Origin of the sequence: Acaryochloris marina MBIC11017, assembly GCF_000018105.1 — a bacterium.
Taxonomy (GTDB): domain Bacteria; phylum Cyanobacteriota; class Cyanobacteriia; order Thermosynechococcales; family Thermosynechococcaceae; genus Acaryochloris; species Acaryochloris marina.
This window is the reverse complement of sequence record NC_009925.1, coordinates 364,892-378,993: the sequence shown is the minus strand read 5'-3', so window position 1 is coordinate 378,993 and position 14,102 is coordinate 364,892. Positions and strand designations below refer to the sequence as shown.

At 45.8% G+C, this 14,102-nt stretch carries 12 protein-coding genes; 7 read left to right on the top strand and 5 right to left on the bottom strand.

The window, feature by feature from the left end:
- The first annotated feature begins 68 nt into the window (after window positions 1–68).
- The 4 genes from rfbA to AM1_RS01730 all read left to right on the top strand — a co-directional run bounded on the left by rfbA (window position 69) and on the right by AM1_RS01730 (window position 5,524).
- The gene (gene rfbA, locus AM1_RS01745; RefSeq protein WP_012161071.1) at window positions 69–950 is read left to right on the top strand and encodes a glucose-1-phosphate thymidylyltransferase RfbA; all 882 of its coding nucleotides are present in this window, start codon (window positions 69–71) and stop codon (window positions 948–950) included.
- Complete coding sequence (rfbC, locus tag AM1_RS01740) at window positions 947–1,510, top strand: dTDP-4-dehydrorhamnose 3,5-epimerase (RefSeq protein ID WP_012161070.1); 564 nt, start codon at window positions 947–949, stop codon at window positions 1,508–1,510. The genes rfbA and rfbC overlap by 4 nt, the downstream gene beginning before the upstream one ends.
- Before the next feature lie 158 nt (window positions 1,511–1,668).
- Window positions 1,669–4,371 carry an ATP-dependent chaperone ClpB gene (gene clpB, locus AM1_RS01735; RefSeq protein ID WP_012161069.1) on the top strand — a complete coding sequence of 901 codons (2,703 nt, stop codon included), beginning with the start codon at window positions 1,669–1,671 and terminating at the stop codon, window positions 4,369–4,371.
- Window positions 4,372–4,462: 91 nt separating this feature from the next.
- The gene (locus AM1_RS01730) at window positions 4,463–5,524 is read left to right on the top strand and encodes an acyl-CoA dehydrogenase family protein (protein ID WP_012161068.1); all 1,062 of its coding nucleotides are present in this window, start codon (window positions 4,463–4,465) and stop codon (window positions 5,522–5,524) included.
- A 25-nt stretch (window positions 5,525–5,549) separates the two neighbouring features.
- On the opposite strand, the gene AM1_RS42815 is transcribed toward AM1_RS01730, so the two are convergent.
- The 3 genes from AM1_RS42815 to AM1_RS01720 form a co-directional block, all read right to left on the bottom strand.
- Window positions 5,550–5,693, bottom strand: coding sequence for an SEC-C metal-binding domain-containing protein (locus AM1_RS42815; RefSeq protein ID WP_012161067.1), 144 nt, complete (start codon window positions 5,691–5,693; stop codon window positions 5,550–5,552).
- 275 nt (window positions 5,694–5,968) lie between these two features.
- Window positions 5,969–7,150, bottom strand: a complete 1,182-nt coding sequence (locus tag AM1_RS01725) for a GNAT family N-acetyltransferase (protein ID WP_012161066.1) — start codon at window positions 7,148–7,150, stop codon at window positions 5,969–5,971.
- A 69-nt stretch (window positions 7,151–7,219) separates the two neighbouring features.
- Window positions 7,220–7,798 carry a hypothetical protein gene (locus tag AM1_RS01720; RefSeq protein ID WP_012161065.1) on the bottom strand — a complete coding sequence of 193 codons (579 nt, stop codon included), beginning with the start codon at window positions 7,796–7,798 and terminating at the stop codon, window positions 7,220–7,222.
- Between the two features lie 198 nt (window positions 7,799–7,996).
- Between AM1_RS01720 and AM1_RS01715 the strand changes: the two genes are divergently transcribed.
- The 3 genes from AM1_RS01715 (at window position 7,997) to AM1_RS01705 (ending at window position 11,184) form a co-directional block, all read left to right on the top strand.
- Window positions 7,997–8,398 carry a hypothetical protein gene (locus AM1_RS01715; RefSeq protein WP_041658694.1) on the top strand — a complete coding sequence of 134 codons (402 nt, stop codon included), beginning with the start codon at window positions 7,997–7,999 and terminating at the stop codon, window positions 8,396–8,398.
- A gap of 23 nt (window positions 8,399–8,421) precedes the next feature.
- Entirely contained in the window at window positions 8,422–8,862 is a 441-nt protein-coding gene (locus tag AM1_RS01710) for a PIN domain-containing protein (protein WP_202947641.1), read from the top strand.
- Window positions 8,863–9,003: 141 nt separating this feature from the next.
- Window positions 9,004–11,184, top strand: a complete 2,181-nt coding sequence (locus tag AM1_RS01705; RefSeq protein ID WP_012161062.1) for a PAS domain S-box protein — start codon at window positions 9,004–9,006, stop codon at window positions 11,182–11,184.
- Window positions 11,185–11,188: 4 nt separating this feature from the next.
- Here the strand turns inward: AM1_RS01705 and AM1_RS01700 are convergent, their stop codons facing one another.
- Window positions 11,189–11,560 (bottom strand): response regulator transcription factor, encoded by a 372-nt coding sequence (locus AM1_RS01700; protein ID WP_012161061.1) that lies wholly within the window; start codon window positions 11,558–11,560, stop codon window positions 11,189–11,191.
- A gap of 376 nt (window positions 11,561–11,936) precedes the next feature.
- Complete coding sequence (locus tag AM1_RS01695) at window positions 11,937–12,908, bottom strand: NAD-dependent epimerase (protein ID WP_012161060.1); 972 nt, start codon at window positions 12,906–12,908, stop codon at window positions 11,937–11,939.
- Between the last annotated feature and the right edge of the window lie 1,194 nt (window positions 12,909–14,102).

Below are 14,102 nucleotides of genomic sequence, written 5' to 3'. Positions count from 1 at the left end.
CATCTCCAGTTAGATGGGCATAGTTTGAAGAAAGAACGCTGCAGTTATAGATTGCCGAGATAATACTGATGAAAGGAATTATTCTGGCTGGCGGTTCAGGTACTAGGCTTTATCCCATTACTCGGGTGCTATCTAAACAGCTAATGCCTGTATACGATAAGCCCATGATTTACTATCCCCTCTCAACCTTAATGTTGGCGGGGATCCGGGAAATTCTGATTATCTCTACCCCTCAAGATTTACCGTTGTTTCAGCGATTATTTGGAGATGGTCATCAGCTGGGATTAACCTTTTCCTATGCAGAACAACCTAAACCTGAAGGTTTGGCCCAAGCTTTTATTATTGGTCAGGACTTTATTGGTGATGATTCGGTTGCTCTGATTCTTGGAGATAATATTTTCTATGGATCGGCACTAGCAGAGCGACTTCAGCAAATATCGCGACTCACTGAGGGGGGGATTGTGTTTGGCTATTGGGTCAAGGATCCACAGCGGTACGGGGTGTTAGCCTTCGATCAACAAGGTCAGGTTACGGATATTGAGGAAAAACCCCAGCACCCAAAATCTCATTACGCAGTGACGGGGCTTTATTTTTATGACAACCAAGTGGTTGATATTGCTAAAACTTTGAAGCCTTCTCCTAGAGGGGAATTAGAAATAACGGATGTCAATACAACATATCTCAAACAAGGACAATTAAAAGTTGAGAAAATGAGTCGTGGGGTGGCGTGGCTAGATACGGGCACCCATGAAAGTTTGCTGCAAGCGGCTGCTTTTGTGGAGACGATTGAACAACGACAAGGATTGAAGATTGCCTGTGTGGAAGAGGTGGCTTATCGAATGGGATATATCTCAGCTGCTCAAGTTAAAGAATTAAGTCGAGATTTGTGCAAGAACAGTTATGGAGAGTATCTCCTGAGAGTGCTGGAAGAGGGAGGTCAACCCCTGTGAATGTGATAGAAACTCCTTTGCCGGGTGTTTTAGTGATTGAACCTCGTGTATTTTCGGACCAACGGGGCTTTTTCTTGGAAACTTATCATCGCCAACGGTATACAGCATCTGGTATTGATGAGATTTTTGTTCAAGACAATCATTCTCGGTCTGCCCATGGAACATTGCGAGGCCTCCACTTTCAGCTGAAGTCTCCCCAAGGGAAATTAGTCAGGGTCAGTGCGGGGGAGGTTTTTGATGTAGCTGTTGATATACGACGGGGGTCACCCTATTTTGGTCAGTGGTTTGGGGAGTATCTCTCTGGTGAAAACAATAAACAGATGTATGTTCCACCTGGTTTTGCCCATGGCTTTTGTGTCTTAAGCGAGACGGCAGATTTTATGTATAAATGCAGTGATTTTTACGACCCAACGGATGAGCAAGGGGTGGCTTGGGATGATCCGGCCTTGGCCATAGACTGGCCCATCGACCAGCCGATCCTATCGAAGAAAGATGCTGCGTTACCTAAAATGTCGGAGCTGATGGATTGTTTGCCTCGGTTTGCAATGTCTCAGGTTTAGCGGATGAGGATCGAATGGGTATTAAGGCCCAAGTGAAGGGACAGAAATCGTGAACTGACGATGGTGTCTGTGAACTCTTTGCGGCCATACCGTATCCAATGGAATAGCTTGTTATACTAGTCCTGAAAAAAATTCAGACCCAGCCGTCTCCTTTTTGTATGCAACCTACTGATCCTGATAAGTTTACTGATAAGGTATGGACGGCGATTGTTAAGTCTCAAGATGTAGCGCGACGGTTTAGTAATAACAAACTAGAGGTTGAGCATTTAACTATTTCTCTATTAGAGGAAGAGCCATTAGCCAATAAGATTTTAAACAAGGCTAAAGTTGATTTTGAGCAGATTTTGCAACAGCTAACGGCCTTTGCTGAGCGACAGACTAAGGTTGCCGAAGGAACGGCGTTGTTCTTAGGTCCAGGCTTGGACCGTCTTCTTGATCAGGCAGATGCCCTACGGCAGGATCGAGGCGATCAGTTTATTTCCGTTGACCACTATTTATTGGCCTTTGCTGAAGATGCTCGGGTGGGGCAGTCTCTGCTGCGAGACCAGGGAATTGCCCGTACCGATCTGGAAAAAGCCATCAAGGCGATGCGGGGCACCCAAAAGGTGGCGGATCAAGAGTCGGAGTCTCGCTATAATGCCCTGGAAAAGTATGGTCGCGATCTAACGGAGCGAGCCAAGGCCGGAAAGCTAGATCCGGTGATTGGTCGGGATGATGAGATTCGGCGAGTGATTCAGGTTTTGTCTCGACGGTTAAAGAATAATCCTGTTTTGATTGGCGAACCGGGGGTGGGGAAGACTGCGATCGCAGAAGGTCTCGCTCAGCGTATCGTGAATGGCGATGTGCCAGAATCCTTGAAAAATCGGCAGTTGATTACCCTAGATATGGGCAGCTTAATTGCCGGTGCCAAGTATCGTGGTGAGTTTGAAGATCGCCTCAAGGCGGTCTTGCGGGAAGTCACCCATTCCGATGGTCAGATTGTTCTATTTATTGATGAACTCCATACCGTTGTGGGAGCAGGGTCAGGCCAAAGCTCCATGGATGCCAGCAATTTACTTAAGCCGATGCTGTCACGAGGGGAATTACGCTGTATTGGAGCAACCACTCTTGATGAATATCGCAAGCATATTGAAAAAGATGCGGCTTTAGAGCGACGGTTTCAGCAGGTTTATATTGATCAACCGACGGTTGATTCTGCTATTTCAATCCTGCGAGGGTTGAAAGATCGATACGAAATTCACCATAACGTCAAAATTACTGACTCCGCTTTAGTCGCAGCAGCCGTTCTTTCAGATCGCTATATTGCCGATCGGTTTCTGCCCGATAAGGCCATCGATCTAGTGGATGAAGCGGCGGCTAAGCTGAAGATGGAGATGACCTCAAAACCCAGCGAACTAGAGGGAATTGAGCGGCGAGTCATGCAGCTAGAGATGGAAAAGATGTCTCTAGAACAGGAGCAAAAACGCTCCAGTATTGGCGGCATTTATGAGTCTTCGGAAGATCATTTGCAGCGGGTGATGGCAGAGATTGAAGAGCTATTGCCCAAGCGTGAGTCTTTGGAAGAACAATGGAAGACGGAAAAACAGGTTTTAGAGGAAATCAATAGCCTCAAAGAACAAGAAGCCCAGGTTCGGGTTGAGATTGAAAAAGCAGAGCGAGAGTTTGACCACGAAAAAGCCGTCCAGCTCACCTATAGCCGTATGGCCACATTGCAGCAGGAATTGGAAGAGCATGAAGCCAAACTATTGGCGATTCGAGCCCAGGGCCCCACTCTTCTAAGAGAAGAAGTGACGGAAGAAGATGTTGCCGAGGTCGTCGCCAACTGGACGGGGATTCCAGTGAGTCGGCTGCTGGAGTCAGAACGTCAGAAGCTGTTGCAATTAGAAGATCATTTGCATGAACGGGTCATTGGCCAGGAAGATGCCGTGGAAGCGGTATCGGCGGCTATCCGTCGAGCCAGAGCGGGGATGAAAGACCCGAATCGACCGATTGGTTCCTTTATGTTTTTGGGGCCAACCGGGGTGGGTAAAACCGAGCTGGCTCGGGCTTTAGCCCAGTTTCTGTTTGACACGGAAGACGCCATTATTCGGATTGATATGTCTGAATATATGGAAAAGCACGCTGTATCCCGGCTGGTAGGTGCTTCTCCGGGCTATGTGGGCTATGAAGAAGGGGGACAGCTTTCGGAAATGGTGCGGCGACGTCCCTATTCGGTGGTGCTGTTGGATGAAGTGGAGAAGGCCCACCCAGAGATCTTTAATATTCTGCTGCAGGTGCTGGACGATGGCCGAATCACGGATGCTCAGGGACGGACCGTCAATTTCTGCAATACGATTATCGTCTTAACTAGCAATATTGGCAGTGAGCATATTACGGAGGCGACGGAGGAAGAGGAACAATACCTAGAGATGCAGATGAAAGTGTTGGAGGCGTTGCGATCGCACTTTCGTCCCGAGTTTCTCAACCGTATCGATGAAATCACCATGTTCCATACTCTCAATCGTGAGCAGCTTGGATCGATTGTCAAGATTCAGTTGAAGCGAATTGAAGCATTGTTAGCGGAACAGAAGTTGGCCATTCAGCTTTCCGATGAAGCATTAGAACATATTGTGGAAGCCGGGTATGACCCGGTTTATGGTGCTCGTCCCTTGAAGCGGGCCTTGCAGCGAGAACTTGAAAATCCCATTGCCACCAAAATTTTGGAAAATACGTTTACTAGTGGCGACACGATTATGGTGGACTGGGATGAGGATGAGCTGATCTTTTCTGAAGCTCCGCGGGCGACTTTGGACATGGCGGAAGCAGAAGAGTCTGAAGAAGAGGAGTCTGAAGAGGAAGAACTAGCTCCAGCAGCGTCCTAAGTCGTTGGATTGGGATTGGCTTCGCTCAGTTCTGGATCTTGGGGGTGTGAGTAGAGACTTTAGAGACTTTCTGGCACAGATGGCGAATTGAATGACGTTTCTTGAGCAGACTGAGGCATTTTTGCGAGGAGTGATTGCGCCGCAAGCAATGCAGATTGACCAGCATTCTGAGTCTTTATTTCAGGCGCTGAAGGCGTTGGGAAATCAGGGACTGCTGGGGCTGCGTGTTCCCCAGGAATGGGGTGGACAAGATCTTGATGAGCTGACCTTTCGCCAGTTTCAAGAACAGGTCAGTCGCTATTCGGGGGCATTGGCATTTTTACAAACCCAACATCAAAGTGCAGCCTCGCTCATTGCTCGTAGTCCCAATACGGGGCTGCAGGAAAAATATCTTCCCCACTTGAGTAGTGGCAAGGTGTCGGTTGGGATTGGTTTTTCTCATCTGCGCCGCCAGAATCCACCCCCAGTGCAGGCTATTGAAACGGATACGGGTTATGAAATTACGGGTGAAGTTCCTTGGGTCACTGGATATGGTTGTTTTAAGCACTTTATTGTTGGAGCCCAACTGGCGGATGGACAAGCGGTGTTTGGTTTAGTGCCCTTGGCAACAGTTTCTCAAGCTGGGGGCATAATCACTTGCAGCGATCCACTACCTTTGGCGGCCATGGGGGCTACCCAGACGGTGAAGGTTCGATTGAACCGTTGGCAACTTCCGCAGGATGCAGTTGTGGTGATACGTCCACCGGACTGGATTCATACCAATGATCAGAAAAATAGCCTGCACCATAGCTTTTTTGCTTTGGGATGTGCTCAGGCTGGACTGGATATTCTTTCTAATGAGAAGCTACCAGACTTTGTAGATCCGGCTCGACAATTATTGGATCAGGAGTTACAGTCGTGCCGATTGGCAATTTACCAGGAGCAGCAAACCCCTGAGTTAACGGTGCCCAAACGTCTACAGCTGAGAGCCTGGGCGATTGAATTGGCGAATCGCTGTGCCCATGCGGCTGTGATTAGTGGGCGGGGTGGAGCCAATTTGATGGACCATCCCGCCCAACGGGTTTATCGGGAAGCGTTAGCTTTTTCGGTATTTGGGCAAACGACGGATGTGATGGAAGTGTCATTGGCCCGGTTGGTTCGCTCAAGCTCCTGATTTTATGCCTGTAGACCAGGCTTCACTACTCTCGGAAATAGTAGTCTCTGAGTGAGCCGTCAAAGCGACCACTCTGCATACAGCAATGCTTGAATTTGCGACCAGAACCACAGGGGCAAGGGTCTTTTCTGCCTAATTTTTCCTGTAATTCTTTCTGGCCATTGACCACCCGGTGTCCCCGCTTAACGCGGGTTTCGGAGGGATAGCCTTGACGACGTTTGCTGGATACTTCAAAAGTATTGCAGGTGATCGAGCTGGTCTAAGTGAGAATTGAGGTCAAAGAAATTCCTCTTCCCAATCGTCTCGATTTTGTTCTAATGAGTTATCTGGGTCAAAAAAATTGCCCGTGAGGTTGACGTTGCATGATGGACCTCCTTCAGAAATAACGAAGTCTATTCAAACTAGCAATTGGTTGTGGGAAGCGTCAATTTTCACCAAAGGGAATCAGGATCCAGTTTTCTGCTTGAAGGGTAATTCCTGATTGATATAGTCAATCTCTCGCTGTTCATCCTCATTAATTTCATCAATATAGTGATGGAAAATTTGTTGAAGACGAGGTTCATAAAACCGATGCAAACTGTAGTTTGGCGTTGCCCGAAAACCCCGTCGTTTCTTATGCCTGCCCCCGGCCCCCGGATCAAACCGCTGAATCCCTTGAGCCACTGCCCATTCAATGGGCGAATAATAGCAAGCCTCAAAATGTAAGCAGTCAAACTCCCGATCGCTACCCCAATAGCGACCATAAAGCTGTTCACCCTTTGTTAAGCAAAAAGACATGCCTACAGGCTGTTGAATATCCCCCTCTGGATAGGCCGCCACAAAAATAACTCGATCCGCATAGGTGGATTGCAGATCCAGGAAAAATCGTCGAGTCAGATACTTACTGCCCCACATAAACTTGTCGCAGGTGTCTTGGTAATAGTGGTGCATTCGACCATAGAGAAAGTCAGGAATCTCTTCCCCTTGATAGGTTCGGAGTTCTAGTCCTGCTTTGGCAACGCTTTTGCGTTCTCGCTTGATATTGCGGCGCTGATTGGCATTAAACGCCCCCAGGTAATCATCAAAGGTTGAAAAGTTTTCGTTCTGCCAAATATAGCTGTGATGGAGCCATGCCTTAAACCCATTGCGTTCAATCACAGGCTGCCAATCTGGATCAACAAATAGGAAGTGACAGCCCGATAAATTATTTTGGGCGCAAAAGCCGTCGATGACCTGGACCATCAGCCCCGTCAGCATATCCTCATCTTCATCGGGGGCAATTAAAAACCGATAGCCCTCTGCAGGGGTAAAGGGTGTCATCCCCAAGAGCTTGGGATAATATTCAATCCCCATGCGGTAGGCCACATCTGCCCACTGGTGATCAAACACAAACTCGCCATAGCTATGGCCTTTGACATAGAGTGGGGCCGCCGCTACCAGAGTCTGATCCTGCCAGACCGTTAGATGTTGGGGTAACCATCCTGTGCGTGCGATCGCACTGCCAGACGTCTCCAAATTATTGAGCCAGTGCCACTCTAAAAACGGCGTTTTTAGGGGAACTGCCAAATCATCCCAAGCTTGCTGCGAAATCTGTCCAATCTGCTCAAACCACTGAACGGAGTAGCGAGGTTGGGGTTGGGTTACCATAGCCGAAAAAATGAACTGTTTCTAAGGTAATAGAAACAGTTCATTTAGGGTACGGTTTCCCGTTGATTGTTATTTGGGCTCATTTACAGGAGCAATAGGTTGGGGAGGTGCAATCGATTTCTCATTGGCATCAGATTTCTTGGATTTAGCTTGTTTTGATTCCCTAATTTCTTGTTGGAGATTGAAGGGGTGAATATCCTGGAGACTCTGGATGTTCGCAAGATTAATCAGAGATAGCACCAACCCTGTATCAGGGGTGAGTTCTTTAACTAAAGATTCAAGGGCAGAATTGCGACTGTCTCTGATCAATTCTGTCAACTTCAAGCTACTGCCTTCTGGACGATAAACCACAAGGTACTTTTGTTTACCCAGCATGACGGTTTGGCCTTGGGTGTAGTAAATATTGGTTCTTAAAGCAGATTGGAATAAGCCAGACATCCCAAACAGCATGGCAGGTCCCAACGAATCTTGGTTCAAACTCAGCCGTTTCCAGCTACTATCCAAGTTCTTTAACTGCAGTTTCAGCGGTGTATCTACTAACACTTTGGTGAGTTCGTTGGCTGATACGGGGGTTGTGTATAGGGTGATTGTGGTTGCGATCGCACCTATACAACCAACAACTATCCGCTTGATATTTAAGTGAGACATCACTTCTCCTCTAACACTTCACTATTTATGCCCTCCTTAGACTAAATCTGAACACTCCACCCTCAAGTGGATTCGAAGGTTAATTTCATGTTGTTGGAAAACCTTTCAGGAGAAGTCTTTGAACTCAGGCATCAACATGATGTGAGGATCTGAATAGGTATGTAAAGATGGGAACAGAGTACGAAAATTCTATTTTCTATGGTTGTCGAACTGGCTTCGAATACTTTTACTGACTCTTTAGTGTTTACTGGCATCCCAGATGACATCAGAAACATGGCTGATTCAGAATGGCACTCGATGGGAGAGCGTGCTCAAGCATATTCTCAAATCACTAATCCTGAAGAACATGCAAAAGCTATAGTAGAAATCACTAGTTGCTTAAAAAGCTTTAGAGACAGATATGCTGAATTTTTATCCTCAGAAGATCTTCAGAGATTAAAGGTATATCTTCAAGCAATGCAGGAAATAATCGATAGCAATGAGAAAGTTAAGGCTACAATCTCAGCTCTAGATGATTTGTTTGCTTCATGGCACGAGCGATTCGATGAGCAAGAGATGTATGAATCATCAGCTTTGGTTGCAGAAATATTTGGTTCATGATCTTTGTCTTGGACAGTAGTCCATTGAGTCAGCTTACAAATCCCAATCAAGAGCATGTGATATTAAGCCAGTGGCTAAAAAAGGCAGTTCAAATCGGTCATATCATTGCCATTCCAGAAATTGCCTATTATGAAGTTCGCCGCGAACTAATAAGGTTAGATAGGCCGAAAAGTGTGCAGCGCTTAGATGAGTTTTGTCAATTGGATGGATCTCTCAACTTGGCTTACATCCCGATCTCAACAGAAATAATGAGGAAAGCAAGTCAGCTGTGGGCTTGGGCTAGACAAACTGGACAACAAACAGCAAGTAATGAAGCATTAGATGCAGATGTCATATTGGCTGCTACATCTATTGTGATTGCTCAAGAGAACTCACTACCCTCCATGGTTGTTACCAAAAATGTTAGGCACATTGCCAGATACACGCCAGCAGAAGATTGGGAAGACATTTCTCTAAATCCTTAGAGTGTCTATTGAATAGTTGTTTGGGAGGGCTTAGGGTGAATGAGTTTGGATTGGAGCGATTCTTGCAGGTTAATGCCCGATACTCATAAAACCCATCCCCCTTACAGGGATAATGGGGATCAGTGTTAGCTGAGCGTTGTAGTGCCCTTGCGGTTTTATCCTTTTACCCAACTTTTTCAAGCCCGACTCTCGCGCCGAATCGAGCTATGGGTATTTCTGAGCATTATTGCAATTGAAGCCGTGATTCTTATCCCTTCCGTTTACCGACGTGAAGCTGAGCTACTTAAGCACCTGACAGAGATCTCAGCTGCTAAAGCCACAGGGTTACTGGCAAACGAGGAAAATGAAATCACCGATCAAACGGTCCTAGACAAACTTGTAGTGATCGAGGAAAATCCAGCCGTCACCGGTGGGATTCTATTTCGGACTGATGGCACCAAAGTTGGGGAGTTTGGTGAACAACCTGAGCTTACCTTTGAGCAGGCTACTCGGCGTTCCGAAGAAACATATCTCAATCGAGCCCTACAACGATACGATGCCACCTGGCCCATGCCCTTGCTCGATAAATATGTGCTAATTGTTCGCCATGATGCTAGCAATGTCCAAAACGAACTCAATCAGTTTATTTGGCGGATCATTGGCCTGGTGGTCATTATTTCCTTGTTTGTGTCCTTAGCAACCATGATTGTTTTGCAGTCCTTTGTGATTGCGCCCATTTTGCAGCTGCGGAAAGATTTGCTTCAGGCGGGGACCTTCTTAGCGACACCACCCGGCAGTTCACCGCCAGAGTTTGAGTCCACCCAGAATCCACCGGATGATGAATTGGGGGATGTGATTCAAACCTTCGAGCAGATGTTTAATCAGATTCGCGATGCGATCGCATCCCGGCAGCAGGCTGAATCTGACCTCAGACTATCAGAAGAGAAATTTTCCAAAGCATTCCGAGCTAGCCCCAACCCCATCACCATGAGTACTCTTGAGGATGGTTGTCTGGTTGAAGTGAATGACAGCTTTTTGGATTTATTTGGGTTGACCGCTTCAGAGGTATTAGGTCGGACCAGTTTAGAACTGGATCTATGGGCCGATCCAGCGGATCGAATGCAGATGATTCAGGCCATTCTCAAGGATGGCATTATTCGAAATTATGAGTATCGATTGTGCGATCGCAACGGCAAAGAAAAGACGGTTCTCTATTCTTCCGAACAGCTGAAGGTCAATGACCAGGACTGCATCCTCTCCGTCATTAATGACATTACCGAACGCAAAGAGGCTGAAATTGCCCTAGAGGCCAGCGAAGAGCGATTTCGGATGTTGGTGGACCAAGCGGTCGATGCCATTTATGTGGTTAATGAGCAGGGGCAGTTTGTGGATGTGAACCAGCAAGCCTGTGCCAACTTGGGGTATACCCGGGATGAATTATTAGGGTGTCGTGTACCAGATATTCAAAAAAGTTTGTCAGACGACGATTTTGTGAATTTATGGCAACGACTGCTGCCGAAAGATCCTCTCACCTTTATTGGCACTCATCAGCGCAAAGACGGCAGTCAGTTTCCCGTCGAAGTTCGGTTAGGGTTATTTGAAGCGGGAGAAGAACAGTTACTCCTAGCCCTAGCGCGAGATATTACAGAGCGACGACAAGCGGAAAAGGATCGAGAGCGACTGGCGGAAATTGGGGAACTGGCCGCCATGATTGTCCATGAAGTCCGTAATCCTCTAACAACAGTCTTGATGGGATTGAATTCGTTCCAGCGCATGGACTTACCCGACCGGGCTAAACTACGGTTGCAGTTGGCCTTAGAGGAGTCAGAACGGTTGCAACGACTCCTGAATGAAATTTTGCTCTATGCCAAACAGCAAAAGTTAGACACAACAGCCGTTGAGCTGAATCAGTTGTTTGCCGATATGCTGCCGACCTTACAAGAAATGCCCAGTGCAGCAGATCGCCCGATTCAGCTGATGCCTGCTGATGAGTCGGCATGGGTAGACGCTGATATCGATAAACTGAAGCAAGTCTTTATCAATTTAGTTAGCAATGCCTGTGAAGCGGTTCCCGAAGGTGAACCCATTATTTGGCAGCTTCAGATTGTAGCGCTACAAGATCAAGTCAAGATTGAAGTCAATAATGGGGGAGATCCGATTCCCGCAGATGTGCTTCCCCAATTAACGAAGCCGTTTTTTACCACCAAGTCATCTGGAAATGGGTTGGGACTGGCAATTACCAAGCGGATTGTGGAGACCCATGGTGGCGAATTAGTAATCCAATCTTCAGCTGCTAGTGGCACTACCGTTACCGTGTCTTTACCAACAGTTAATTCTCCCTAGGAATTTAAGCGGCAGCGCTGGGAAGCTGAGCAGTCAGGGTCTCCATCAAATCGCTAATACTGTAGGGTTTGACAACATAGGCATTGGCACCTGCGGCCATAGCCGCTTGACGATGGGGTTGATCATCCATGGCGGTCGCAAACACAATCGGAACTGCATTCCCGGTTGCCCGAAGTTGCTGACATATTTCTAAACCTGTCAAATTTGGCAGGGTCCAATCCAGAACGATGGCATCTGGTTGGATGGCCTGGGCAAGTTCTAAGCCGACTTGGCCATCATGGGCAATATTGACTTGATACCCTGCATCGGATAATTCCAGTTCAACGAGCTGAGCAATTCTAACTTCATCTTCAACCAGCAATATGTGGGGGGTCATGGTTTTAAAGGTGTTTTGTTTTGGTGGAAATTACCAGCGCGTTTCTAACCCTTAGAATCTATAGCTCGACCTAGGAGTATCCGATAAGGGATAGTCAGCTGCTATCGATAGGTGCGTATAGATAACGATGGTGAGTTTGGTTTGTAAGGGGATTGAAGTACCCTTGATATTCACTAATCTAATCAAAGAGACTGAGGTTACCCTGATGGAATTCTGTGATTTAGATTAGAAACGAAATAGGTTGACGTTCCACCCATTCGTTTTTAGGACAAAAACGTTGCTAACATCGGATTCCACCTTGATTCTGATGAAGGCAATCCACAAGCTTTGCTGAAGTTTTAGGCAGAGATGGAAGAAAACACAGGTTTGAAATGAGCTATTGATAATAGCTGCGATACCAAGTTACAAATTTTTGAATCCCATCTTCAATTGGGGTTTTGGGTTGAAAGCCCACGTCATTCATTAAGGCATCTACGTCTGCATAGGTTGCTGGGACATCCCCCGGTTGCATGGGTAAAAAGTTCTTGTCCGCCGTTTTACCCATGGCGGTTTCAATTACTTCGATAAAGCGCATCAGGGTTACGGGTTGGTTATTGCCAATGTTGTAGAGCTTGTAGGGAGGGGTTGTGGTGTCTGGGTTTGGAGGCTGATGGAGAACTCGGACAATACCTTCGACGACATCATCGATATAGGTAAAATCTCGCTGCATTTTTCCGTGGTTGTAGACATCGATGGATTTGTTATTTGCTATGGCATCCACAAACTTGAAATAGGCCATATCTGGCCGTCCCCAGGGACCATATACCGTAAAAAATCGCAGTCCGGTGATCGGTATTTGATATAGATGGCTATAGGAATGGGCCATTAACTCATTCGATTTCTTGGTGGCGGCATATAAAGAAACGGGATGGTCCACATTATCTTCTACGGAAAAAGGGACTTTTTTATTGGCACCATAGACTGAGCTAGAGGACGCATAAACCAGATGAGATATGTTGCTTTGGCGACAGCCCTCAAGGATATGAAGGAAGCCCACCAGATTACTGTCTACATAGGCATGAGGGTTGTCTAGAGAATAGCGAACCCCAGCCTGAGCAGCTAAATGAATTACACCATCAAAGGTATTGCTCTCAAACAGGGTTTCCATACCGTTGCGATCGCTGAGATCTAGACATTGGAACTGGAAATTCTGATTGGGCTCTAATTGGGCGAGTCGTGATTTTTTGAGATCGACAGCATAATAGTTATTGAGATTGTCGATTCCAAATACCTGTGCTCTATCTAGCAAAAGGCGTTGAGATAGATGGTAACCAATAAAACCGGCGGCACCTGTAACCAGAACTCGCATGGTTAATTATCTCCATTCACTAACTTCATAGTTCCCTTACAGGAGAGGTCTATTACTCTTCTCATAACCATACTGGCAAGGCATGGATGCTGGTTTTCTGTCGCTAGAGTTGAATATACCTCGAACAATGAGTATAACTCAGGGGCTCTGCAAGAATACATCCAGAAGCTATGTGATTGAAGTGGCTGACTGCTTAAGATAGATGAGATCTTTTATCACTGGATAGACCATAAGTTGATGGAATGGATAAGAAAAATCAATTAATCACCTGTGATGGGGGGAGTCATTAAAAAAGTGCTGAAATATCCTGTGATAAGTGATTGGAAATCGAGATTTTTTAGTCTAGCCAAGGAATAAATCCATGTGTTTTAATAACAGAAACAACACCTTGGCCACTCATAGGAGGCTTTTTCTTGGAAGTGGATGAGGTTGTTATTTATTTGTAGATAGAGAATATGTTTTGGAAGAATTATCGACTAGTTTTAGGATATTTTGGAGCTGTCGATTGCATGGTTGTTGAGTTCTAGAACTGAAATAACACAAAGTTAAAATAAAGGTATCAGAGATCACAATCATTAGCGTCGGTGATCTGTAAGAATGAGAGTTAATGTCATATAAGTAATATAGACAGTAGTATGAATTACATTTATATGACTTAATTTGAGAAAAATATTAAGTTTTCAGCGGTTTTTACTTGGTGACTTTAAATTACTAGATACATGACTTAATGTGACTTCTAAATAAAAAATACATGTTATGCTTTCAGCTGAAATAATAAAATTGGGCAAGATAAAATTTTGCAAAAATTAATTTCTGTTTGAGTGTTTGTGTATTTGAACTGACGATATTTGTTTTTGCTTGCCTTTCTTGTCCAAGACTATGACCATTGTTAGCTTAACGATTCATAGGGGGAAATATGACTGACATTCGTATAGTAATTGAGCAGCTTTATTTTTAGAATCTCTTGATAAATGAGCTAAGGCTTTCGCTTCTTTAACAAATAAGGATGCGGTTGCATATATTAAAGCTTAATCCTACTTGGTTTGGGATAGCTGTTCTCCAAACGATGGAAATTGGATTTAACTGAATAATTTTTTAGATTACTGTTTCTGGGTCTTCGATGGTCGCTTTCGATCTCAGCCTCAAAACACGAACCTTGTGATGCCGCGAATGATTTATTTACGTGCAAAGGAG